Annotated in this window: 35 protein-coding genes; all 35 read left to right on the top strand. The window is 37.9% G+C overall.

Annotation, left to right across the window (positions count from 1 at the left end; all coding sequences use genetic code 11):
- Positions 1–46 precede the first annotated feature (46 nt).
- Entirely contained in the window at positions 47–2,143 is a 2,097-nt protein-coding gene (fusA, locus tag B8955_RS05435; RefSeq protein ID WP_084099224.1) for an elongation factor G, read from the top strand.
- 163 nt (positions 2,144–2,306) lie between these two features.
- A complete protein-coding gene (tuf, locus tag B8955_RS05430; RefSeq protein WP_084099223.1) occupies positions 2,307–3,494 on the top strand; it encodes an elongation factor Tu in 1,188 nt (395 codons plus the stop codon).
- A gap of 420 nt (positions 3,495–3,914) precedes the next feature.
- A complete protein-coding gene (rpsJ, locus tag B8955_RS05425; RefSeq protein ID WP_084099222.1) occupies positions 3,915–4,223 on the top strand; it encodes a 30S ribosomal protein S10 in 309 nt (102 codons plus the stop codon).
- 57 nt (positions 4,224–4,280) lie between these two features.
- Complete coding sequence (gene rplC / locus B8955_RS05420) at positions 4,281–4,916, top strand: 50S ribosomal protein L3 (protein WP_084099221.1); 636 nt, start codon at positions 4,281–4,283, stop codon at positions 4,914–4,916.
- Positions 4,917–4,938: 22 nt separating this feature from the next.
- Positions 4,939–5,562 (top strand): 50S ribosomal protein L4, encoded by a 624-nt coding sequence (gene rplD, locus B8955_RS05415; protein WP_084099220.1) that lies wholly within the window; start codon positions 4,939–4,941, stop codon positions 5,560–5,562.
- Positions 5,562–5,855 (top strand): 50S ribosomal protein L23, encoded by a 294-nt coding sequence (gene rplW / locus B8955_RS05410; RefSeq protein ID WP_084099219.1) that lies wholly within the window; start codon positions 5,562–5,564, stop codon positions 5,853–5,855. The genes rplD and rplW overlap by 1 nt, the downstream gene beginning before the upstream one ends.
- Positions 5,856–5,874: 19 nt before the next feature.
- The gene (rplB, locus tag B8955_RS05405; protein WP_084099218.1) at positions 5,875–6,705 is read left to right on the top strand and encodes a 50S ribosomal protein L2; all 831 of its coding nucleotides are present in this window, start codon (positions 5,875–5,877) and stop codon (positions 6,703–6,705) included.
- Between the two features lie 42 nt (positions 6,706–6,747).
- Positions 6,748–7,026 carry a 30S ribosomal protein S19 gene (gene rpsS / locus B8955_RS05400; protein WP_084099217.1) on the top strand — a complete coding sequence of 93 codons (279 nt, stop codon included), beginning with the start codon at positions 6,748–6,750 and terminating at the stop codon, positions 7,024–7,026.
- 21 nt (positions 7,027–7,047) lie between these two features.
- Positions 7,048–7,404, top strand: a complete 357-nt coding sequence (rplV, locus tag B8955_RS05395) for a 50S ribosomal protein L22 (protein WP_084099216.1) — start codon at positions 7,048–7,050, stop codon at positions 7,402–7,404.
- A 3-nt stretch (positions 7,405–7,407) separates the two neighbouring features.
- Positions 7,408–8,058 carry a 30S ribosomal protein S3 gene (rpsC, locus tag B8955_RS05390; RefSeq protein ID WP_084099215.1) on the top strand — a complete coding sequence of 217 codons (651 nt, stop codon included), beginning with the start codon at positions 7,408–7,410 and terminating at the stop codon, positions 8,056–8,058.
- Positions 8,059–8,060: 2 nt separating this feature from the next.
- Positions 8,061–8,489: a 50S ribosomal protein L16 gene (rplP, locus tag B8955_RS05385; RefSeq protein ID WP_084099214.1), complete on the top strand. Its 429-nt coding sequence runs from the start codon at positions 8,061–8,063 to the stop codon at positions 8,487–8,489.
- Positions 8,482–8,679 carry a 50S ribosomal protein L29 gene (rpmC, locus tag B8955_RS05380; RefSeq protein WP_084099213.1) on the top strand — a complete coding sequence of 66 codons (198 nt, stop codon included), beginning with the start codon at positions 8,482–8,484 and terminating at the stop codon, positions 8,677–8,679. Before rplP ends, rpmC begins: the two co-directional genes overlap by 8 nt.
- Before the next feature lie 24 nt (positions 8,680–8,703).
- A complete protein-coding gene (gene rpsQ / locus B8955_RS05375; protein WP_407639100.1) occupies positions 8,704–8,970 on the top strand; it encodes a 30S ribosomal protein S17 in 267 nt (88 codons plus the stop codon).
- A 27-nt stretch (positions 8,971–8,997) separates the two neighbouring features.
- Positions 8,998–9,366, top strand: coding sequence for a 50S ribosomal protein L14 (rplN, locus tag B8955_RS05370; protein ID WP_084099211.1), 369 nt, complete (start codon positions 8,998–9,000; stop codon positions 9,364–9,366).
- A gap of 31 nt (positions 9,367–9,397) precedes the next feature.
- Positions 9,398–9,706, top strand: a complete 309-nt coding sequence (gene rplX / locus B8955_RS05365) for a 50S ribosomal protein L24 (RefSeq protein ID WP_084099210.1) — start codon at positions 9,398–9,400, stop codon at positions 9,704–9,706.
- A 20-nt stretch (positions 9,707–9,726) separates the two neighbouring features.
- Positions 9,727–10,269, top strand: coding sequence for a 50S ribosomal protein L5 (rplE, locus tag B8955_RS05360; protein WP_084099209.1), 543 nt, complete (start codon positions 9,727–9,729; stop codon positions 10,267–10,269).
- 24 nt (positions 10,270–10,293) lie between these two features.
- On the top strand, positions 10,294–10,479 hold the full coding sequence (locus B8955_RS05355; RefSeq protein ID WP_084099208.1) for a type Z 30S ribosomal protein S14: 186 nt from the start codon (positions 10,294–10,296) through the stop codon (positions 10,477–10,479).
- A 36-nt stretch (positions 10,480–10,515) separates the two neighbouring features.
- Positions 10,516–10,914, top strand: coding sequence for a 30S ribosomal protein S8 (gene rpsH, locus B8955_RS05350; protein ID WP_084099207.1), 399 nt, complete (start codon positions 10,516–10,518; stop codon positions 10,912–10,914).
- 36 nt (positions 10,915–10,950) lie between these two features.
- The gene (gene rplF, locus B8955_RS05345; protein WP_084099206.1) at positions 10,951–11,487 is read left to right on the top strand and encodes a 50S ribosomal protein L6; all 537 of its coding nucleotides are present in this window, start codon (positions 10,951–10,953) and stop codon (positions 11,485–11,487) included.
- Positions 11,488–11,525: 38 nt separating this feature from the next.
- On the top strand, positions 11,526–11,891 hold the full coding sequence (rplR, locus tag B8955_RS05340) for a 50S ribosomal protein L18 (RefSeq protein WP_084099205.1): 366 nt from the start codon (positions 11,526–11,528) through the stop codon (positions 11,889–11,891).
- 20 nt (positions 11,892–11,911) lie between these two features.
- Positions 11,912–12,424, top strand: a complete 513-nt coding sequence (gene rpsE, locus B8955_RS05335) for a 30S ribosomal protein S5 (protein WP_084099204.1) — start codon at positions 11,912–11,914, stop codon at positions 12,422–12,424.
- Positions 12,425–12,437: 13 nt separating this feature from the next.
- Positions 12,438–12,617 carry a 50S ribosomal protein L30 gene (gene rpmD, locus B8955_RS05330; RefSeq protein ID WP_084099203.1) on the top strand — a complete coding sequence of 60 codons (180 nt, stop codon included), beginning with the start codon at positions 12,438–12,440 and terminating at the stop codon, positions 12,615–12,617.
- A 32-nt stretch (positions 12,618–12,649) separates the two neighbouring features.
- Complete coding sequence (gene rplO / locus B8955_RS05325; RefSeq protein WP_084099202.1) at positions 12,650–13,090, top strand: 50S ribosomal protein L15; 441 nt, start codon at positions 12,650–12,652, stop codon at positions 13,088–13,090.
- Positions 13,090–14,388 (top strand): preprotein translocase subunit SecY, encoded by a 1,299-nt coding sequence (gene secY / locus B8955_RS05320; RefSeq protein ID WP_084099201.1) that lies wholly within the window; start codon positions 13,090–13,092, stop codon positions 14,386–14,388. Before rplO ends, secY begins: the two co-directional genes overlap by 1 nt.
- A 24-nt stretch (positions 14,389–14,412) precedes the next feature.
- Entirely contained in the window at positions 14,413–15,045 is a 633-nt protein-coding gene (locus B8955_RS05315) for an adenylate kinase (RefSeq protein WP_084099200.1), read from the top strand.
- A gap of 101 nt (positions 15,046–15,146) precedes the next feature.
- Positions 15,147–15,365, top strand: a complete 219-nt coding sequence (gene infA, locus B8955_RS05310) for a translation initiation factor IF-1 (protein WP_084099199.1) — start codon at positions 15,147–15,149, stop codon at positions 15,363–15,365.
- Positions 15,366–15,391: 26 nt separating this feature from the next.
- The gene (gene rpmJ / locus B8955_RS05305) at positions 15,392–15,505 is read left to right on the top strand and encodes a 50S ribosomal protein L36 (protein WP_084099198.1); all 114 of its coding nucleotides are present in this window, start codon (positions 15,392–15,394) and stop codon (positions 15,503–15,505) included.
- A 25-nt stretch (positions 15,506–15,530) separates the two neighbouring features.
- On the top strand, positions 15,531–15,896 hold the full coding sequence (rpsM, locus tag B8955_RS05300) for a 30S ribosomal protein S13 (protein ID WP_084099197.1): 366 nt from the start codon (positions 15,531–15,533) through the stop codon (positions 15,894–15,896).
- Positions 15,897–15,918: 22 nt separating this feature from the next.
- On the top strand, positions 15,919–16,308 hold the full coding sequence (gene rpsK, locus B8955_RS05295; protein WP_084099196.1) for a 30S ribosomal protein S11: 390 nt from the start codon (positions 15,919–15,921) through the stop codon (positions 16,306–16,308).
- A gap of 67 nt (positions 16,309–16,375) precedes the next feature.
- On the top strand, positions 16,376–17,320 hold the full coding sequence (locus tag B8955_RS05290; protein ID WP_084099195.1) for a DNA-directed RNA polymerase subunit alpha: 945 nt from the start codon (positions 16,376–16,378) through the stop codon (positions 17,318–17,320).
- A 24-nt stretch (positions 17,321–17,344) separates the two neighbouring features.
- Complete coding sequence (gene rplQ / locus B8955_RS05285) at positions 17,345–17,725, top strand: 50S ribosomal protein L17 (protein WP_084099194.1); 381 nt, start codon at positions 17,345–17,347, stop codon at positions 17,723–17,725.
- A 282-nt stretch (positions 17,726–18,007) separates the two neighbouring features.
- Positions 18,008–19,879 carry an acyltransferase family protein gene (locus B8955_RS05280; protein WP_084099193.1) on the top strand — a complete coding sequence of 624 codons (1,872 nt, stop codon included), beginning with the start codon at positions 18,008–18,010 and terminating at the stop codon, positions 19,877–19,879.
- Positions 19,880–20,012: 133 nt separating this feature from the next.
- Entirely contained in the window at positions 20,013–20,837 is an 825-nt protein-coding gene (locus tag B8955_RS05275; RefSeq protein WP_084099192.1) for an energy-coupling factor ABC transporter ATP-binding protein, read from the top strand.
- Entirely contained in the window at positions 20,828–21,721 is an 894-nt protein-coding gene (locus B8955_RS05270; protein ID WP_084099191.1) for an energy-coupling factor transporter ATPase, read from the top strand. Before B8955_RS05275 ends, B8955_RS05270 begins: the two co-directional genes overlap by 10 nt.
- On the top strand, positions 21,711–22,499 hold the full coding sequence (locus tag B8955_RS05265; protein WP_084099190.1) for an energy-coupling factor transporter transmembrane component T family protein: 789 nt from the start codon (positions 21,711–21,713) through the stop codon (positions 22,497–22,499). The genes B8955_RS05270 and B8955_RS05265 overlap by 11 nt, the downstream gene beginning before the upstream one ends.
- The last annotated feature ends 14 nt before the right edge of the window (positions 22,500–22,513 follow it).

The raw sequence follows: 22,513 nt of genomic DNA, 5'->3' as shown, positions 1-22,513 counted from the left end.
TTGAAACAGGTAACTAACGTCATTTCAAAAAAAGGAGTAAAGTTTAATGGCTAAAAGAGATTTCCCTCTTGAGAAAACAAGAAATATCGGAATTATGGCCCACATCGATGCTGGTAAAACGACTACGACAGAACGTATTCTTTATTACACAGGTCGTATCTACAAAATTGGTGAAACTCATGATGGTGGTTCACAAATGGACTGGATGGAACAAGAAAAAGACCGTGGGATTACAATTACATCTGCAGCAACAACTGCACAATGGAAAGGTCACCGTGTAAACATCATCGATACACCAGGACACGTAGACTTCACTGTTGAGGTTGAACGTTCTTTACGTGTACTTGATGGTTCAGTTGCGTTACTAGATGCTCAATCAGGTGTAGAACCTCAAACTGAAACAGTTTGGCGTCAAGCAACAACTTACCGTGTACCACGTATTGTTTTCGTTAACAAAATGGACAAATTAGGTGCTAATTTCTTGTATTCTGTTGATACTTTACATGAACGTTTACAAGCAAATGCTCACCCAGTTCAATTACCAATCGGTGCAGAAGATGATTTCCAAGGTATCATTGACTTGATTACGATGAAAGCTGAAATCTATACTTCTGACGATGGTTCTGAATACGAAGAACGTGACATTCCAGAAGAATATCAAGAAGAAGCAGAAAAATGGCGTACAAACTTAATTGAAGCTATCGCTGATTTAAATGAAGACATTATGATGAGCTACTTAGAAGGAGAAGAAATCTCTGAAGACGAATTACGCGCAGCAATTCGTGAAGCAACATGTAATGTTGAATTCTACCCTGTATACTGTGGATCAGCATTCAAAAACAAAGGTGTTCAATTAATGCTTGACGGTGTTATTGACTACTTACCAGCGCCAACTGATGTACCTCCAATTGTTGGACACAAAGCAGATAACGAAGAAGAAGAATTTGAAGTTCGTGCTGACGATGATGCTCCATTTGCAGCATTAGCTTTCAAAGTTATGACAGACCCATATGTTGGTCGTTTAACATTCTTCCGTGTTTACTCTGGTACATTAGAATCTGGTTCTTACATCCAAAACGCAACTAAAGATAAACGTGAACGTGTTGGACGTATCCTATTAATGCACGCAAACTCTCGTTCAGAAATTGATAAAGTATTCTCTGGAGATATTGCTGCTGCAGTAGGTCTTAAAGATACTGGTACTGGTGATACTTTATGTGATACTGATAATAAAGTTATCTTAGAATCAATGGAATTCCCAGAACCCGTTATTGAAGTAGCGATTGAACCTGATACTAAAGCTGACCAAGATAAAATGTCAGTTGCATTAGGTAAATTAGCAGAAGAAGACCCAACTTTCCGTGCAACAACTAACCGTGAAACTGGACAAACAGTTATTGCTGGTATGGGTGAACTTCACTTAGACATTATCGTTGACCGTTTGAAACGTGAATTTAACGTTGAAGCTTCTGTAGGTGCACCACAAGTTTCTTACCGTGAAACATTTACAGTACCAACTGAAGCACAAGGTAAATTTGTTCGTCAATCAGGTGGTAAAGGTCAATATGGTGATGTTTGGATTGAATTCACACCTAACGATGAAGGTGCTGGATTTGAATTCGAAAATGCTATCGTTGGTGGGGTAGTTCCTAAAGACTATATCCCTTCAGTTGAAGCCGGATTAAAAGACGCTATGAAAAATGGTGTTATTGCTGGATTCCCAATGGTAGACGTAAAAGCCAAATTATACGATGGTTCTTACCATGATGTCGACTCATCTGAAACAGCCTTCAAAGTTGCTGCTTCATTAGCATTACGTAATGCTGCTAAAAAAGCTGAACCAGCTATCTTAGAACCAATGATGAAAGTTGATATCTTAGTTCCAGAAGAATATCTTGGCGATGTTATGGGACATGTTTCTGCTCGTCGTGGACGTATTGAAGGACAAGAAAACCGTGGTAACGCGTTAATGATTAACTCAACAGTTCCATTATCTGAAATGTTTGGTTATGCAACAACATTACGTTCTTCAACTCAAGGTCGTGGTACATTCACTATGACATTTGACCACTACGAACCAGTTCCAAAATCTATCGAAGCTGAAATCGTTAAACAATACGGCTCAGGTAACCAAGACGCTTAATTTATAATTATGACCATAACCTACTATATAGTAGGTTATGGATGTAATATTCAAGGTAAATCCTAACAGATGTAAACCTTGATTTTTATAGGGTGTTTCCCTATAATGTATTTATGTAAATCTTTGCAAAAAGATAATCTCAATTCTTAGGAGGAATTTACAAATGGCAAGAGAAAAATACGAACGTACTAAACCACATGTTAATATTGGTACATTAGGTCACGTTGACCACGGTAAAACAACTTTATCAGCTGCAATCGCAACTGTTTTAGCTAAAAATGGTTTCGGTGAAGCTAAAGACTACGCTGCAATCGATAACGCACCAGAAGAAAAAGAACGTGGAATCACGATCAACACTTCTCATATCGAATATGAAACAGCTAACCGTCACTACGCTCACATCGACGCTCCAGGACACGCCGACTATGTTAAAAACATGATCACTGGTGCTGCTCAAATGGACGGAGCTATCTTAGTTGTATCTGCTGCAGATGGACCAATGCCACAAACTCGTGAACATATCCTATTAGCAGGACAAGTTGGTGTTCCATACTTCGTAGTATTCTTAAACAAATCTGACCAAGTTGACGATGAAGAATTAATCGAATTGGTTGAAATGGAAGTTCGTGACTTATTATCTGAATACGATTACCCAGGTGACGAAATCCCTGTAATCGTTGGTTCTGCATTAAAAGCCTTAGAAGGCGACGAAGAACAAGAACAAAAAATTCTTGAATTAATGGAAGCTGTTGACAGCTACATTCCAGAACCAGACCGTGACACTGACAAACCATTCATGATGCCAGTCGAAGACGTATTCTCAATTACTGGTCGTGGTACAGTTGCTACAGGACGTATCGAACGTGGACAAATTCACTTATCTGATGAAGTTGAAATCGTTGGTATTGCTGAAGAAATCACTAAAACAACTGTTACTGGTATTGAAATGTTCCGTAAACAAATGGACGAAGCAGAAGCAGGGGACAACATTGGTGCCTTACTACGTGGTGTAACACGTGACCACATCGAACGTGGACAAGTATTAGCTGCTCCTGGTTCAATTACACCTCATAAAAAATTCAAAGCGGAAGTTTACGTATTAAGTAAAGAAGAAGGTGGACGTCATACACCATTCTTAACTAACTACCGTCCACAATTCTACTTCCGTACAACAGACATCACTGGTGTAATCATCTTACCAGATGACGTACAAATGGTAATGCCTGGTGATAACGTTACAATGGACGTTGAATTAATTCACCCAGTTGCTATCGAAGACGGTACTAAATTCTCTATCCGTGAAGGTGGACGTACTGTTGGTGCTGGTGTTGTTACTGAAATTAACGAATAATTTAAATCAATTATTCATTAACGATAAAAAAGCTAAGCGTATGCTTAGCTTTTTTTATTTAGTTTATTAGATAGTAGAAATATATTGGTCGAGGATACAAATAGAAGGTATAAGTGCCAAATTGAGAAATAATTTTTTTATCTAAATATTTATGACACACTAGGACACGTTGGTACGAGAACAAAAAGTTGGAAAAAGTCGTAAAAAAAGCGACAAATCGCTTGAAATGGCTACTTGTATCATGTATACTAATAAAAGTGCTGTTATCAAAACAGACACGGATTTGTCGCCGAAAGGTTGTCAAACCAAGGAGCTTAGAGGCGTAAGGTTGCGACACACCCGGGAGCATTGCCATAGGGGTGCGCCGGTTTTTACGCGGAGCAAGTCTAAATTACAATTTATGACGAGGAGGAAAAAGTCATGGCAAAACAAAAGATTCGTATTCGTTTAAAAGCATACGAACATCGTGCATTAGATCAATCAGCAAGTAAAATTGTTGAAACAGCAAAACGTACAGGAGCAGAAGTTTCAGGTCCGGTTCCATTACCAACTGAACGTTCACTGTTCACTGTAATTCGTTCACCACACAAAGACAAAGATTCACGTGAACAATTCGAAATGCGCACACACAAACGTCTAGTTGATATCGTTAATCCAACACCAAAAACTGTTGATGCATTAATGAAATTAGACTTACCATCAGGCGTAGACATTGAAATCAAACTATAGTCTACAAATTAAATTAGTTAACCCAAAATAAAAAATAAAATTAACGGAGGTGTACTCATGACTAAAGGAATCTTAGGTAAAAAAGTAGGTATGACACAATTCTTTACAGAATCAGGTGAATTAGTTCCTGTAACTGTAGTCGAAGCACAACCTAACGTAGTATTACAAACTAAATCTAATGATACTGATGGCTACGAAGCTATCCAATTAGGTTTCGATGATCTTCGTGAAGTATTGTCAAACAAACCTGCTAAAGGTCATGTAGCAAAAGCAGAAACGACTCCTAAGCGCTTCATTAAAGAAATTAAAGATGTTGAGCTAGGAGAATATGAAGTAGGAAACGAAGTAACAGTGGATATTTTCCAAGCTGGCGACATCGTAGATGTCACAGGTACATCAAAAGGAAAAGGATTCCAAGGGGCTATTAAACGCCATAACCAAGCTCGTGGACCAATGGGACATGGCTCTCATTATCACCGTGCACCAGGTTCAATGGGTATGGCATCAGATGCTTCTAAAGTATTCAAAGGAAAAGCTCTACCAGGTCGTATGGGTGGTAACCAAGTCACTATCCAAAACTTAGAAATTGTTAAAGTTGATACTGACCGTAACGTTATCTTAATTAAAGGTAATGTGCCAGGAGCTAAAAAATCATTAATTAAAATTGAATCAGCTGTTAAAGCTGCAGAATAATTGAGGAAGGAGGAAAACAATAATGGCTAAAGTTAAATTATTTAAACAAGATGGTTCTCAAGCTGGTGAAGTAACATTAAACGATGCGGTATTTGCAATCGAACCAAATGAACATGCTGTTTATGATGTGATTTTACAACAACGTGCTTCATTACGCCAAGGAACACATTCAGTGAAAAACCGTTCAGCAGTACGCGGTGGTGGCCGTAAACCATGGCGTCAAAAAGGTACTGGTCGTGCTCGTCAAGGTTCTATCCGCTCTCCTCAATGGGTTGGTGGTGGACAAGCATTTGGCCCAACACCTCGTTCATATGCTTACAAATCACCTCGTAAAGTTCGTCGTTTAGCATTACGTTCTGCATTATCAGACAAAGTGGCTAACGAAAACTTAGTAGTGGTTGAAGAATTAGCATTTGACACACCAAAAACAAAAGAATTCCAAAATGTATTAACTAACTTAGACGTTGATACTAAAGTATTGGTTGTAATTGATAAAGACAACGAAAATGCTGTTCGTTCAGCTCGTAACTTAGCTAACGTGACAATCGTTGATGAAAACAACGTTAACGTATTTGACTTAGTTAACAACGAAAAAGTTGTCATGACACAATCAGCACTTTCTAACGTAGAGGAGGTACTGGCATAATGTTGGCACAAGATGTGATTATCCGTCCAATCATTACTGAACAATCAATGATTGAAATGGAAAACGATAAATACACATTCGAAGTAGATCGCCGCGCAAACAAAACAGAAGTTAAACAAGCGGTTGAAGATTTATTCGATGTTAAAGTTGTAAAAGTAAACATTTTAAATGTACGTGGTAAATTAAAACGTATGGGACGTTACGCAGGTTACACTCGCAAACGTCGTAAAGCAGTTGTCCAAATCCAAGAAGGTCAATCAATTGAAATCTTCGGTGGAGACGACGAAGAATAAAAGATAGGAGGAAACCAACGTGGCAGTAAAAAAATATAAAGCGACAACAAATGGTCGCCGTAACATGTCTGGTTACGATTTTGCTGAAATCACAAAATCTACTCCAGAAAAGACATTACTAGAGTCACAAAGTAAACGTGCTGGCCGTAACAACAATGGTCGCATTACTGTTCGTCACCAAGGTGGCGGTCATAAACAAGCTTACCGTGTTATTGACTTTAAACGTAATAAAGATAACGTTGAAGGTGTTGTTAAAGCAATCGAATACGATCCAAACCGGACAGCAAATATTGCTTTAATTCATTACACTGACGGTGTTAAAACTTATATTCTAGCCCCTAAAGGCTTAAAAGTTAATGATCGTATCCAATCAGGTGAAGGTGCTGATATCAAAGTTGGTAACGCACTACAATTAAAAGATATTCCTGTTGGTACTATGGTACACAATATCGAAACAAAACCTGGTAAAGGTGGACAATTAGTTCGTTCAGCTGGTGCTCGTGCACAAGTACTAGGTAAAGAAGACAAATATGTCTTAGTAAAATTAACTTCTGGTGAAGTTCGTATGATCTTAAATACTTGCCGTGCAACAATCGGTGTAGTTGGTAATGAACAACACGAACTTATCAATGTTGGTAAAGCAGGACGTAAACGTTGGTTAGGCAAACGCCCTACAGTTCGTGGTTCTGTTATGAACCCTAACGATCACCCACATGGTGGTGGTGAAGGTAAAGCTCCAATCGGACGTCCATCTCCAATGACACCTTGGGGTAAACCAGCTCGTGGTATTAAAACTCGTAATAAAAACGCACGTAGCAATAAATTAATTGTTCGTCGTCGTAATAAATAAGTAATCACTTTAAATAGGAACTAGCGAAAGGAGCCATAACGAATGAGCCGTAGCTTAAAAAAAGGACCTTTTTGTGATGACCATTTAATGAAAAAAGTGGTTGCACAACAAGATAATGAAAAGAAACAAGTTATTAAAACTTGGTCACGTCGTTCAACAATTTTCCCTAACTTCATCGGGTTAACAATTGCTGTTTATGACGGACGCAAACATGTACCAGTTTATATCCAAGAAGACATGGTTGGACATAAATTAGGTGAATTCGTACCAACACGTACTTTCCGTGGTCATGGTAGTGACGACAAAAAAACTGTTCGTTAATCTGAGAGGAGGAAATAGATAATGGCAGAACAAAAAACATCTGCAAAAGCAACTGCAAAAACAGTTCGTATTCCAGCTAAAAAAGCACGTTTAGTTATTGACTTAATTCGTAACAAACCTGTTGCTGAAGCTGCTGCGATTCTAAAATTCACTCCTCGTGCAGCATCACCTGTAATCGAGAAAGTGCTTATGTCTGCAATTGCAAACGCAGAAAACAATTTTGAATTAGATCCAGCTAAATTAGTAGTAAGCGAAGCTTATGTTAACGAAGGACCAACGATGAAACGTTTCCGTCCTCGTGCTAAAGGTTCAGCTTCTCGTATTAACAAACGTACAAGCCATATTACAGTGGTAGTAGAAGAAGCAGAGGAGGAATAATTAGTGGGACAAAAAATTAATCCTACCGGTTTGCGTATCGGAGTTATCAAAGACTGGGACGCACGCTGGTATGCAGAAAAAGATTACGCAGATACTTTACATGAAGACTTAGCTATCCGTGAATACATCCAAGGCACACTAAGTGAAGCTTCTGTTTCACAAGTGGAAATTGAACGTGCAGCTAACAAAGTTAACGTTAATATTCACACTGCTAAACCTGGTATGGTTATTGGTAAAGGCGGTTCTGAAGTTGATGCTTTACGTAAAGCTTTAAGCCAATTAACAGGTAAAAAAGTTCATGTGAACATTGTAGAAGTTAAAAAACCTGAATTAGACGCTAAATTAGTCGGTGAATCTATTTGTCAACAATTAGAAAACCGTATTGCTTTCCGTCGTGCACAAAAACAAGCTATCCAACGCACAATGAAAGCTGGCGCTAAAGGGATTAAAGTACAAATTTCTGGTCGTTTAAACGGAGCTGACATGGCTCGTAGCGAAACTTATGTAGAAGGGACTGTTCCATTACATACACTTCGCGCTGATATCGACTATGCTTGGGAAGAAGCGGATACAACTTACGGTAAAATCGGTGTTAAAGTATGGATTTACCGTGGCGAAGTTCTTCCAACAAAAAATACGAATGAGGAGGATTAAGCATGTTAGTACCAAAACGTGTAAAACATAGACGTGAATTCCGCGGTAAAATGCGCGGTGAAGCTAAAGGCGGTAAAGAAATCGCTTATGGTGAATACGGATTACAAGCTTTAGATTCAAAATGGATTACTAACCGCCAAATTGAATCTTCTCGTATTGCAATGACACGTTACATGAAACGTGGTGGGAAAGTATGGATTAAAATCTTCCCACATAAATCATACACTGCAAAAGCTATCGGTGTTCGTATGGGTTCAGGTAAAGGTGCTCCAGAAGGCTGGGTTGCTCCTGTAAAACGCGGTAAAATCTTATTTGAAGTTGCCGGTGTTCCTGAAGAAGTAGCGAAAGAAGCATTACGTTTAGCTTCAAACAAATTACCTATCCGTACTAAAATTGTAAAACGTGAAATTGGTGGTGAATCGAATGAGTAAATTTACAGAAATTAAAGATCTATCCACTGCTGAACTAAACGCAAAAGAGCAAGAATATAGACAAGAGTTATTTAACTTACGATTCCAATTGGCTACTGGTCAATTAGAAAATACCGCTCGTATTAAACAAGTACGTAAAGAAATTGCACGTATCAAAACAGCTTTACGTCAAAGTGAATTAGCGAAATAGTAATCAGTAAAGGGGGAAATTTCTATCATGACAGAACGTAATGATCGTACAGTTCTTCAAGGACGCGTTGTTTCTGACAAAATGGAAAAAACAATTGTTGTCCAAGTAGACACGTTCAAATTCCATCCAACATATGGAAAACGTATTAAATACTCTAAAAAATACAAAGCACATGATGAAAACAACTCAGCAAAAATGGGAGATATCGTGCGGATTATGGAAACTCGTCCATTATCTAAAGACAAATATTTCCGTTTAGTTGATATTGTTGAAGAATCAGTTATTATTTAACAGCATACTGGAAGGAGGATACCATAGATGATTCAAACAGAAACTCGCTTAAAAGTGGCAGATAACTCTGGTGCCCGTGAAGTTTTAACAGTTAGCATTTTAGGTGGATCAGGACGTAAAACTGCTAACATTGGTGACGTCGTAGTTGCAAGTGTAAAACAAGCTACACCCGGTGGTGTTGTTAAAAAAGGTGACGTAGTTAAAGCTGTAATTGTTAGAACTAAAAGCGGTGTACGTCGTTCAGACGGTTCATACATCAAATTTGACGAAAATGCTTGCGTAATTATTCGTGACGATAAATCACCTCGCGGAACTCGTATCTTTGGTCCAGTTGCACGTGAATTACGTGATAACGACTATATGCGTATTATTTCACTTGCGCCAGAAGTACTATAAGAAACGATAAAAAATAGGGAGGTGCCCATTAATGCGAATTAAAACTGGTGATACAGTAGTTGTCATTTCTGGTAAAGATAAAGGCACTGAAGGTGTCGTTAAACAAGCTTTACCTAAGCAAGACAAAGTAATTGTTGAAGGCGTAAATATTGTTAAAAAACATGAACGCCCAACTCAAGCAAATCCAAATGGTGGTATCAATGAAGTTGAAGCACCAATTCATGTGTCAAACGTTCAATTAGTTGATCCAAAATCAGGTAAACCAACACGTGTTAGCGTTGAAGAACGTGACGGTAAACGTGTTCGTATCGCTCGCAAATCAGGCGAAGCATTAGACTAAGCGGAAGGAGGACAAGCTAGATGACTAATCGTTTAAAAGAAAAATACCAAAATGAAGTAGTTCCTTCATTAGTAGAAAAATTCAATTATTCTTCAATCATGCAAGCACCAAAAGTTGAAAAAATTGTTATCAACATGGGTGTTGGTGATGCTGTTTCTAACGCTAAAAACTTAGAAGCTGCAGTTGATGAATTAACTAAAATCTCTGGTCAAAAACCAGTTGTGACGACAGCTAAAAAATCTATTGCAGGTTTCCGTTTACGTGAAGGAATGCCTATCGGTACAAAAGTCACTCTACGTGGTGAAAGAATGTACGACTTCTTAGATAAATTAGTAAATGTTTCACTACCACGTGTCCGTGACTTCCGTGGTATCAGCAAACGTTCATTCGATGGACGTGGTAACTATACATTAGGTATCCGTGAACAACTTATTTTCCCAGAAATCGACTTTGATGATGTTAATAAAGTTCGTGGTATGGATATCGTTATCGTTACATCTGCTGAATCAGATGAAGAATCTAAAGAATTATTAACTCAATTAGGAATGCCATTTAAAAAATAAGTCTATTAAGGAGGCGGAATTAACTTGGCTAAAAAATCAATGATTGCTAAAAGCAAAACTGAACCAAAATATTCTACAAGAGCCTACACTCGTTGTGAAAGATGTGGACGTCCACATTCAGTTTATCGTAAATTCAAACTTTGCCGTGTTTGCCTTCGTGAACTTGCCTATAAAGGACAAATTCCTGGAGTTAAAAAAGCAAGCTGGTAATAAGAAGATAACAACACGAAGGAGGGTATACTCGTAATGGTCATGACAGATCCAATCGCTGACTTTTTAACACGTATTCGTAACGCAAACTTAGTACGTCACGAATCATTTGAAAGTCCAGCATCAAAAATGAAAGCTAATATCGCAAAAATCCTTAAAGAAGAAGGATATATCAAAGATTACGAAGTGATTGAAGACGACAAACAAGGTATCATCCGTGTATTCATGAAATATACTAAAGATAACCGTCGTGTTATTACTAACTTAAAACGTATTTCTAAACCAGGTTTACGTGTTTATGCTAACAGCGAAGAAATGCCTAAAGTATTAAACGGTTTAGGTATCGCAATTGTGTCAACATCTGAAGGTGTTATCACAGATAAAGAAGCACGCGCTAAAAACGTTGGTGGCGAAGTTATCGCTTACGTTTGGTAATATTTAAAAATTAGAAGAGAAAGAGGTGCAGGCTAGATGAGTCGTATTGGTAATAAACCAGTTGAACTACCTAGTAACGTAACCTTAGACATTAATGGTCAAGAAGTAACTGTTAAAGGTCCAAAAGGTGAGTTAACACGTACGTTCAGCCCAATTATTAAAATGAATGTCGAAGACAACGTTGTAACTTTTGAACGTCCTAACGATAATAAAGATATTCGTGCAATTCACGGAACAACTCGTGCCCTATTAAACAACATGGTTTTAGGTGTATCAGAAGGATTCACTAAAGAACTAGAAATGGTTGGGGTTGGTTACCGTGCACAAATGTCAGGTAATAAATTAGTCTTAAACGTCGGATTATCTCACCCAGTTGAATTCGAAGTACCAGAGGGCATCGAAATTGAAGTCCCTTCAAATACTCAAATTAAAGTAACTGGTATTAGCAAAGAAGCTGTTGGTCAATTAGCTGCTGAAATCCGTTCAGTTCGTTTACCAGAACCATACAAAGGCAAAGGTATTCATTACGTTGGCGAACATGTTCGTCGTAAAGAAGGTAAAACAGGTAAATAATCGAGCAGCATAATGGCTCATAAACATTAAACAAAGAGGTGAAAATTTTGATTAGCAAACCAGATAAAAATCAATTACGTCAAAAACGTCACGCACGTGTACGTAGAAATCTTTCTGGAACAGCAGAGTGCCCACGCTTGAACGTCTTTCGTTCTAATAAACACATCTACGCTCAATTAATTGATGACGTAGCGGGTGTTACGCTTGCAAGCGCCTCTGATACAGAAGAAGCATTACAAGTTGGATCAAAAACAGAAAACGGAGCTGCCGTTGGTAAAGCAATCGCTGAACGCGCTAAAGATGCTAAAATCAATGAAGTTGTCTTTGACCGTGGTGGTTACTTATTCCACGGACGTGTGAAAGCATTAGCTGACGCCACTCGCGAAAACGGATTAGAATTTTAGGAAAAGGAGGAAGCCAAAACATGGGACAAACATTTCAAGCTCTAAACATTAACGAATCTGATATTGAAGAACGCGTTGTCGCTATCAACCGTGTATCTAAGGTTGTTAAAGGTGGACGCCGTATGCGTTTTGCTGCTGTTGTTGTCGTTGGTGACAAAGACGGCCATGTAGGTATTGGTACTGGTAAAGCAAACGAAGTTCCTGAAGCTATCCGTAAAGCAATCGAAGATGGTAAGAAAAACTTAATCGAAGTACCTCGTTCAGGTTCTACGATTCCTCACGATATTAAAGGACGCTTTAACGGTGGAGATGTTTTACTTAAACCAGCTCAAGCCGGTTCTGGAGTTGCTGCTGGTGGAGCAGTACGTGCCGTAATCGAATTAGCAGGTATTGCAGATATTACATCTAAATCATTAGGATCAAACAACCCAACAAACATCGTTCGTGCAACAATTACAGCGTTAGATTCATTAAAACGCCCTGAAGAAGTTGCTGAACTTCGTGGAAAATCGGTTGAAGAGTTACTAGGTTAAGGAGGAAGAACAAATGGCTGAAGTTAAAATTACTTTAAAACGCAGTGTGATTGGACGTCCTCAAGACCAAATCGCAACGATTAAAGCTTTAGGAATTACTAAAACAAATCGTTCAGTTGTAAAAACTCGTAATGAAGCTATTGACGGCATGCTTAAAAAAGTTGCCCATTTAGTTGAAGTAACAGAAGCATAATCGTTACAATAAGAAAGGGAGGTGCCTATCGAATGAAATTACACGAATTACAAGCTGCAGAAGGTTCACGTCACGTTCGTAAACGTGTTGGTCGTGGTACAAGTGCTGGCCAAGGTAAAACTTCTGGTCGTGGACAAGGTGGTTTAAAACAACGTTCTGGTGGTAAAGTCCGTTTAGGATTCGAAGGTGGACAAACACCATTATTCCGTCGTATTCCAAAACGTGGTTTCACTAATATTCACCGTAAAGAATACGCAATCGTTAACTTAGACGACTTAAACGTATTCGAAGATGGACAAACTGTTAACCCAGCAGACTTTATTGAAGCTGGATTAGTTAAAAAAGGAAAAGCTGGAATTAAAGTATTAGGTAATGGCGAATTAGAGCGTAAATTAACTGTAAAAGCTGCAAAATTCTCAGCGACAGCAAAAGAAGCTATCGAAGCCGCTGGGGGATCTTGTGAGGTGATCTAATGTTTCGCACACTGAAAGCTGTATTTCAGGATAGAGACATTAGAAGCCGTTTAATTTTTACGGTAATGATGTTAATTGTCTTTCGTATTGGTGCACATATCACTGTTCCAGGTGTTAACGCTGCATCAATTCAAAGCTTGGCATCATCCGGATTATTCGGCCTTTTAAATACATTTGGTGGGGGTGCTTTATCAAGCTACTCCATCTTTTCATTAGGAGTCTCACCATATATCACCGCTTCAATTGTGATTCAGTTATTACAAATGGATGTGATTCCTGCGTTCACTGAGTGGTCTAAGCAAGGTGAAGTGGGACGTCGGAAATTAAATAAATGGACACGGTATTTTGCTGTGTTTATTTCCTTTTTCCAGGCAATTGCGATTTCCGTTGGTTTTAACTCATTATCACAATTTGGTTTGATTACCAATCCTAACATCATTACATATTTGTTAATTGCATTAGTAATGACTGCAGGATCAATGTTTGTGGTCTGGTTAGGTGAACAAATTACACAATTTGGTATTGGTAATGGAACTTCTATGATAATTTTTGCAGGGATTGTGGCGCGTGTACCACAAGAAATTATGGCCTTCTATGAGTCATTCTTTGTTGACGCAAGACCAAGTGAATTAACAACGAATGGTCTAATATCTGCAGGATTATTAGTTGCTGCGATATTGATTATTATGTTCGTAATTTATATGAGTAAAGCCGAACGTCAAATTCCTGTGCGTTATTCAAAACGTGCCAATTCAGCTGCGCAAAAAGCACATTTACCATTAAAGCTTAATTCAGCTGGAGTTATCCCAGTTATTTTTGCAAGTGCACTAATTATGATTCCACAAACTATCCTAGGATTGTTTGCTGGAACACATGGCGATGCTCAATGGTTTGAGATTGCAAATAAGATATTTAATCTTCAAGAACCTATTGGAATTGCTATCTATGCCGTAGTTATTGTATTATTTACATTCTTCTACGCACATATTCAAATTAATCCTGAGCGTGTAGCTGAAAACTTACAAAAAGCCGGTGGTTATATTCCGAGTGTACGTCCCGGATATCCAACCGAAAATTATATTTCAAGTATGTTAAACCGTTTAAGTACTGTTGGGTCTATCTTCTTGATGGCCGTTGCAATCTTTCCATTAATTGGGTCTTATATTTTTGACTTCTCTCAAGGAATTGCCCTTAGTGGGACAAGTCTATTAATTGTTGTTGGTGTGGCATTAGACACAGCAAAACAAATTGAAGGACGATTAATTAAACGGAAATATGTCGGATTTATTCAAGATTAAGAGCAATCAATTTGGAGGATAAAGATGAACATTTTATTAATGGGTTTACCAGGTGCTGGTAAAGGAACACAAGCAGCAAAAATTGTTGAAAAATATGATTTTCCACATATTTCAACAGGAGATATGTTCCGTCAAGCTATTGCTGATGAAACAGAATTAGGTAAAAAAGCTCAATCCTATATGGATGAAGGAGGGTTAGTACCTGATGAAGTGACTAATGGCATTGTAGCTGAACGGTTGGAACAAGATGATACCAAAAAAGGATTTATGCTTGATGGTTATCCAAGAACATTAAATCAAGCAGAAGCTCTTGAAGATATTATGTCAAATCTTGATCGTTCAATTGACGCTGTTCTTTATTTTGATGTGGATCCTGAAGTCTTGAAAAAACGCTTATCTGGTCGTGTAATCAGCCGTAGTACGGGTGAAACGTATAATATTTACTTCAACCCACCTAAAGAAGGTATTGATTCAGACGATTTATACCAACGTGATGATGACAAACCAGAAGTCGTTGAAAACCGTATTAAAGTAAACATGGAACAACAACAACCATTGCTTGATTTTTATGAAGCAAAAGGAAACCTTTATCGGATTCCTGGAGACATTGGCATCGATAATGTCTTCGCTAAAGTGGTTGAAATTATTGAAGGATAAGCATTGCTTATTCCTTTTAACCATGTTATAATTGTAAGGTTAGTCGAACAGTCTATTTAGAGGACAGAGACATCGCTATTATGCTATAGGAGGGATGCACTGTGGCAAAAGAAGATATGATCGAAGTTGAAGGTACTGTTCAAGAAACATTACCGAATGCAATGTTCAAAGTTGAATTAGAAAATGGTTACGAAGTATTAGCTCACATTTCTGGTAAGATGCGTGTCAACTATATTCGTATTTTACCTGGTGACCGAGTAAAAGTAGAAATGTCGCCTTATGATTTATCTAAAGGACGCATTACCTACCGTTTTAAATAATGTGAAGCTTCCAAGGAGGTTAAATCATGAAAGTAAGAGCATCAGTTAAAAAGATGTGTGAAAAATGTAAAGTGATTCGTCGTAACGGTAAAGTTATGGTTATTTGCGACAATCCAAAACATAAACAACGCCAAGGTTAATTAATTAAAAAGGAGGTACCATTTAATGGCTCGTATTGCAGGAGTAGATATTCCACGTAACAAACGTGTAGTTATTGCATTAACTTATATCTATGGTATCGGCGAAACAACTGCTAAAAAAGTATTAGCTGCTACAGGTGTTTCAGAAGATACTCGTGTTAGCGACTTAACAAACGACGAATTAGATAAAATTCGTGCAGAAGTTGACACAATAAAAGTTGAAGGTGACTTACGCCGTGAACGTACATTAGACATTAAACGTCTACAAGAAATCGGTTCTTACCGTGGTATGCGTCACCGTCGTAGCTTACCAGTTCGTGGTCAAAACACTAAAAACAATGCGCGTACGCGTAAAGGTAAACCAGTTGCAATTGCTGGTAAGAAAAAATAATTAAAAGGAGGCAAAATTTAATATGGCTAAACGTCAAGTTTCACGCAAACGTCGTGCGAAAAAGAATATTGAATCTGGTGTAGCACACATCCATTCAACATTCAACAATACTATTGTCATGATTACTGATGAACATGGTAATGCTGTATCTTGGTCATCAGCTGGTGCATTAGGTTTCAAAGGTTCTCGTAAATCAACACCTTATGCTGCACAAATGGCTTCTGAAGCTGCTGCTAAAGTAGCAATGGATAACGGTATGCGCACAGTAGAAGTTTCTGTTAAAGGCCCAGGTTCAGGTCGTGAATCAGCTATTCGTGCATTACAAGCTGCCGGATTAGAAGTTACTGCTATTCGTGACGTAACTCCTATTCCACATAACGGTTGCCGTCCTCCAAAACGTCGTCGTGTATAATCGCGCGATTGCTTGGAAATTGTAGCACACTATTTTCTTCACGTTTTGAAAGGGGTATTTTGTCAATATGATCGAAATTGAGAAGCCAAATATTGAAACAATCGAGATCAGCGAAGACGCCAAATTTGGTAAATTCGTTGTTGAACCATTAGAACGCGGCTATGGAACAACCCTAGGTAATTCGTTACGTCGTATTTTACTTTCTTCTTTACCTGGAACTGCAGTAACATCTATCCAAATTGACGATGTCTTGCATGAATACTCAACAATTCCCGGTGTACGTGAAGATGTAACGCAAATTGTTTTAAATATTAAAAAATTAGCGTTAAAACTATATGATGTAGAAGAAAAAGAAGTTGAAATTGATATCACAGGACCTGCTAATGTAACAGCTGCCGATATCAGCCCTGACGCTGACTTCGAAGTAATGAATCCTGATTTACATATTTGTACACTTGCAGATGGGGCTCGTTTCCATATGACAATGCAAGTTCAAAATGGTCGTGGATTTGTTCGTGCTGAACATAATAAAACAGAAAGCATGCCAATTGGTGTCATTCCTGTCGATTCTATTTATACGCCAGTTTCCAAAGTCAACTATCAAGTTGAAAATACACGTATTGGTGAAATCAACGAATTTGATAAACTCACGATGGATATCTGGACAGATGGAACAATTTCACCGGAAGAAGCATTAAGTCTTGCGGCTAAAATTTTAACTGAACATCTTGATATTTTCATTAACTTAACAAATGAAGCTCGTCAAGTTGAAGTAATGGTTGAAAAAGAAGAAACGCAAAAAGAAAAAATGCTTGAAATGACTATCGAAGAGTTAGATCTTTCTGTACGTTCTTATAACTGTCTAAAACGTGCAGGTATTAATACCGTTGAAGAACTAACCAACCGTTCTGAAGCTGAGATGATGAAAGTTCGTAATCTCGGACGTAAATCTCTTGATGAAGTTAAAAATAAACTAGACGCACTAGATTTATCATTGCGTCAAGAAGACTAATAGCGATAAAGGAGGAAGACTTTAATGGGTTACCGTAAATTAGGTCGAACAAGCTCACAACGTAAAGCAATGTTACGTGACTTAACAACTGACTTAATCATTAATGAACGTATTGTAACAACTGAAACACGTGCTAAAGAAGTACGCCGTACAGCAGAGAAAATGATCACTTTAGGTAAACGTGGTGACTTACACTCTCGTCGTCAAGCTGCTAAATTTGTACGTAATGAAATTGCAGATGTTCGCGCAGAAGAAGAAGATATCATTGTAGAAACAGCTCTTCAAAAATTATTTGGAGATTTAGCTGATCGTTACGAAGAACGTCAAGGTGGATACACTCGTATTCTTAAAACTGAACCTCGTCGTGGTGACGCTGCGCCAATGGTTATTTTAGAATTTGTATAATTTTATAAAAGGTATTAGAGTGTTATGATGATGGGAAACCTAGTCTAGCTCTGTTCACTTCCAAGCGTTTGCTTGGAAGTGAAATATATCCTTATAATTGAATAGCTAACGAGTACGGCATATGTGTTTTTACTTTTCAGTAACATATATGCTTTTTTATTTTACTCAAATTTTTAAATAAATCGTAATACTTTCTTTATTATCTTGCCTTTTCTTTAAAATCGTATACAATAGAATAATTAGTAGATTTGCATTGTCAAATCATTTGCCTGGGGGGGTAGTATGGCTCAAAAACGTTATACCAGCGTAGATACGTTGAGATTTTTAAGTATATTAGCAATTATTTTTTATCATTATCGCACTTATATTATTCCGGGTGGCTTTTTGGCAGTAGATGTCTTTTTTATTATCTCAGGATTGTTTGTTACGCGTTCATTAATCAAGAAACGTTCTAGTGATCGTCCTCCAGCATTACCACTGACTTTTTTTAAACGAGCTAAAAAAAATTGGTTCCCGATGTTTGTTGTAATTGCGATTTGCTTAACTGCTATTTTATTATTTCGTCATGATCTACTTGTTAATGTGTCATCAGATGTGTGGAGTAGTCTGACATTTACAAATAATTGGCAGCAAATTTTAAGTGGTTCCTCATATTTCCAAGAAATGATTCATCCATCATTATTTACTCATCTATGGTATGTGGCGGTATATATGCAACTTATGTTGATTTGGCCACCACTCTATTATTATGGCATTAGTCGCTTTAAAGATTTTAAAGTTCAAGGATGGGTGATATTAGGATTTGTTTTAATCAGTGCCTTAGCTATGGGATTGATATTTACTTCAGGAGAAGACCCAACTCGTGTCTACTATGGAACCGATACTCGGGCATTCACTTTCCTGATTGGAGCATTGTTAGCAGTCTGGCATGTTCCGGAACAATTCGAACAAGTATTTAAAATCAAAAAATGGTGGCTACTAGATATTCTAACTCTCGTATTATTCTTTGGGAGTGTCGCACTGATGTTTGTCTTAAAAGACGGCAGTGGTTGGACGTATCGTGGGGGGATGTTACTCTTTGATGGCTTAGTCGCTTTAACAATTGCTGGTCTAATGCAAGAGCATTCTATCCTAAGACGGGTATTTGAATGGAAACCATTAGTCTGGTTAAGCGAACGATCCTTCCCCATGTATTTATGGTATTATCCGATTTATATTGTCTGGCATTCGGCAGCGAAAAACCAAAATTGGCTAACGGATAATATATGGGCGCAAATAATACTTATTATGGCTTTAGCCTTAGTAACTGATGCGATTATTATTCGAAAATATTGGACAACGCCAATTTTTAACCCGCCAAAAGGAAGTAAAATCCGATTATTTACAGGAATTAAACAAATCTTTAATCGTCATGGGAAACGAAGTGCTCAAATCTTATTTGCTTTGTTTGTCTTTATTTATGGAGCTACTGCTATTGTCTTAGCAACAGCACCTACAGAAACAAATATCTCTGTTCAAGAAAAAGCTGCCGCAGATCAGCAAAAACAAAATGAAGAACGAAATCGAGAATTAGCTGAGCAGAAAGAGAAAGCAGAAAAAGACTTTGCGACTTATTACGACAAATTAGAAACTGATGACAAGCAAAAAATCGACAATGTTGGCAAAGATTTAGCTAAAAAAACGTATGGAATGTCTGCCACATTTATTGGTGACTCATTAACTGTTGGTGTGTCAGATTATATTTATACCTTCTATCCTATGAGTGTTGTTGACGCTCAAGTCGGTAGACAATTGTATAACACCGAAGATACGATTGCTAATTTGGCTAATAATGGGCAATTGGCTGATACTGTTGTCGTTGATTTAGGTGCTAATGGACCATTTACAAAAAATCAATTAGAAACGATGATTCAACAAATCGGGAAAGATAAAACCATTTATTTAGTCAATACTCATGTGGATCGACCATGGCGAGATCAAGTAAATAGTGTATTAGAAGAAGCAACCTCTGAAAATAATCACTTACACTTAATCGATTGGAATAGTTATTTCCAAGCCAATAATAATAATTGGTTGGAAGAAGATGGCGTTCATTTGAATGATACAGGCGATCAAGCTTGGATTAAAGTGGTCGGAGACGCAATGACGAAATAAGGTGGAGAATTCTTGAACCCGTAAGTGTTTTTTAGTAAACTATGAATGAGATAAATAATATATAAGACATCCCCCCACATACTATCTATGGGGGGATTTTTAAAAGCTTTAGAACAGCCAATAAGGAGCTTATATGAAAAATATTATTGAAGTAAAAGGACTCAATTATCGCTATTCAGAAAATAACGATCAGTGGGCGATAAAAGATTTGTCCTTACAAATCAAACGTGGTGAATGGTTGGCCATTATTGGTCATAATGGTTCTGGTAAATCAACGTTTTCTAAATTATTAGTTGGATTATTAGAAGCACAAAGTGGAGAAATCTATGTTGATCATAAACTACTATCATTGGATACTGTTTGGGATATTCGAGGTAAAGTGGGACTTGTTTTCCAAAATCCTGATAATCAATTTGTCGGATCAACTGTTGAAGATGATGTTGCCTTTGGATTAGAAAATGCTGGAATTCCCCGTCCTGAGATGCACGAACGTGTTGAAAAAGCATTAAAGCAAGTCGCAATGTGGGAATACCGAGATAAGGAACCGGCGGCGTTGTCTGGAGGTCAGAAACAACGTGTGGCTATTGCTGGTATTTTAGCATTAGGCCCAGAAATTATTGTATTAGATGAGTCAACAGCTATGCTTGATCCTGAAGGACGAGCAGAAGTGATGGCGATTATCCGCGAAGTGAAAGAAACATATGGTTTAACAGTTATTTCTATTACGCATGATTTAGAAGAAGCGAGTGCAGCGGATCGTATTGTGGTGTTTAAAGAGGGTCACGTTGTTGACGATGGGAAACCAGCAGATATTTTTGTGAATGGAGAAGATCTAATTCAAATTGGTTTGGGTGTGCCGTTTACTGAACAACTCAAAGCCGCATTACAGCGTCGACAAATTGACGTTCCAAACGAATGGTTATCAGAAGAAAGGTTGGCGGAATGGCTATGCAAATAACATTTGAAGATGTCAGTTTTACTTATTCTGCTAATACGCCTTTTGCTAGTGAGGCACTAAAACAAGTCTCGTTAACGATTCCTGATAAAAGCTATACGGCGATTATCGGAAATACTGGGAGCGGGAAGTCAACATTAACCAAATTATTTAATGGATTATTACTTCCTACAGACGGTCAAATTATCGTAGGAGATACGGTTGTCACACCAGAAACTTCTAAGAAACAAGTGAAGAATGTGCGTAAAAAAATGGGAATGGTGTTCCAATTTCCTGAGGCGCAATTATTTGAAGAGTCTGTCATTAAGGATGTCATGTTTGGTCCTAAAAATTTTGGGGACGATGAAGAAACCGCACGTAGAAAAGCGGAAATGGCTTTAGAGCGAGTGGGAATTTCAGATGCTTTATATGACCAATCGCCTTTTGACCTTTCGGGTGGACAGATGCGACGGGTAGCGATTGCTGGTGTTTTGGCTATGGAACCAGAAGTTCTCATCTTGGATGAACCAACAGCTGGATTAGATCCTAAAGGTCAAGATGAGTTAATGACGATTTTCAATGATTTATATGCTACTGGTCAAATGACAGTGATTTTAGTGACGCATCAAATGAACGATGTGGCAAGTTGGAGTAATCATGTGATTGTGATGGATCATGGCACTTGTGTTTTTGAAGGTCAACCAACGGAAGTATTTTCTGATCAGGAATGGTTAGAGCATCATCATTTAGCTCTCCCAGATATTTTAGCGTTTAGAGAAAAATTATTCGCTAATGGGTTGTCTCTACCCAAAGACGCTCTACCTCTAACTGTCGACCAGTTAGCTGATCAAATTGCAGCGCAACTTATGTCAGATACTCAGGGAGAGGCGGTGCAAGATGAAAGATAATTTAATTATCGGGCGTTATATTCCTGGAAATTCATTTATTCATCGTTTAGATCCTAGGTTCAAATTGGTCGCTATGATTCTCTTCATGGTGTTAATTTTCATGGCAAGTGGCTGGTTAGATTATGTGATTTTAACAGCCGTCATTCTAGGCTTAATTTTCTTATCTAATATTTCCTTAGGTGTTTATGTAAGAGGGTTAAAACCAATGCTTATTATTATCGTATTTACCGTGGTTTTACAACTTTTCTTCACCTATCAAGGAGATGTCATTTGGTCATTTGGGCCATTGAAATTAACCACTGATGGCTTACTGAATGCGGTCATGATTTTTATGCGCTTTGTCTTAGTTATTTTTATTTCCACAATTGTGACATTAACAACACAACCAATCACGTTAACGGATGCTTTAGAAAATCTGTTTTCACCATTAAGAAAAATCTTACCTGTTCATGAAGTAGCCTTAATGTTATCAATTGCCTTACGCTTTGTGCCAACGCTAATGGAAGAAACCGATAAAATAATGGATACACAACGGGCACGGGGAGTTGATTTTTCTGAAGGAAATTTAATTGACCGTATTAAAGCGATTATCCCTATTTTAATTCCTTTATTTATTTCAGCATTTAATCGCGCGTATGATTTAGCGATTGCGATGGAAGCACGTGGGTATCGTGGCAGTGAAGGACGAACGAAGTACCGGCAATTGAAATGGCAACGAAGAGATACATTAGCAAGTATTGTTCTTATTGGGTTAATGATACTCATTATTTGGATTTAAGAAAGTGAGGATTG

The organism is Aerococcus suis (assembly GCF_900176325.1).
GTDB lineage: Bacteria > Bacillota > Bacilli > Lactobacillales > Aerococcaceae > Aerococcus > Aerococcus suis.
Note: the sequence above shows the minus strand (reverse complement) of the source record. Positions and strands in the feature narration are given on the sequence as shown.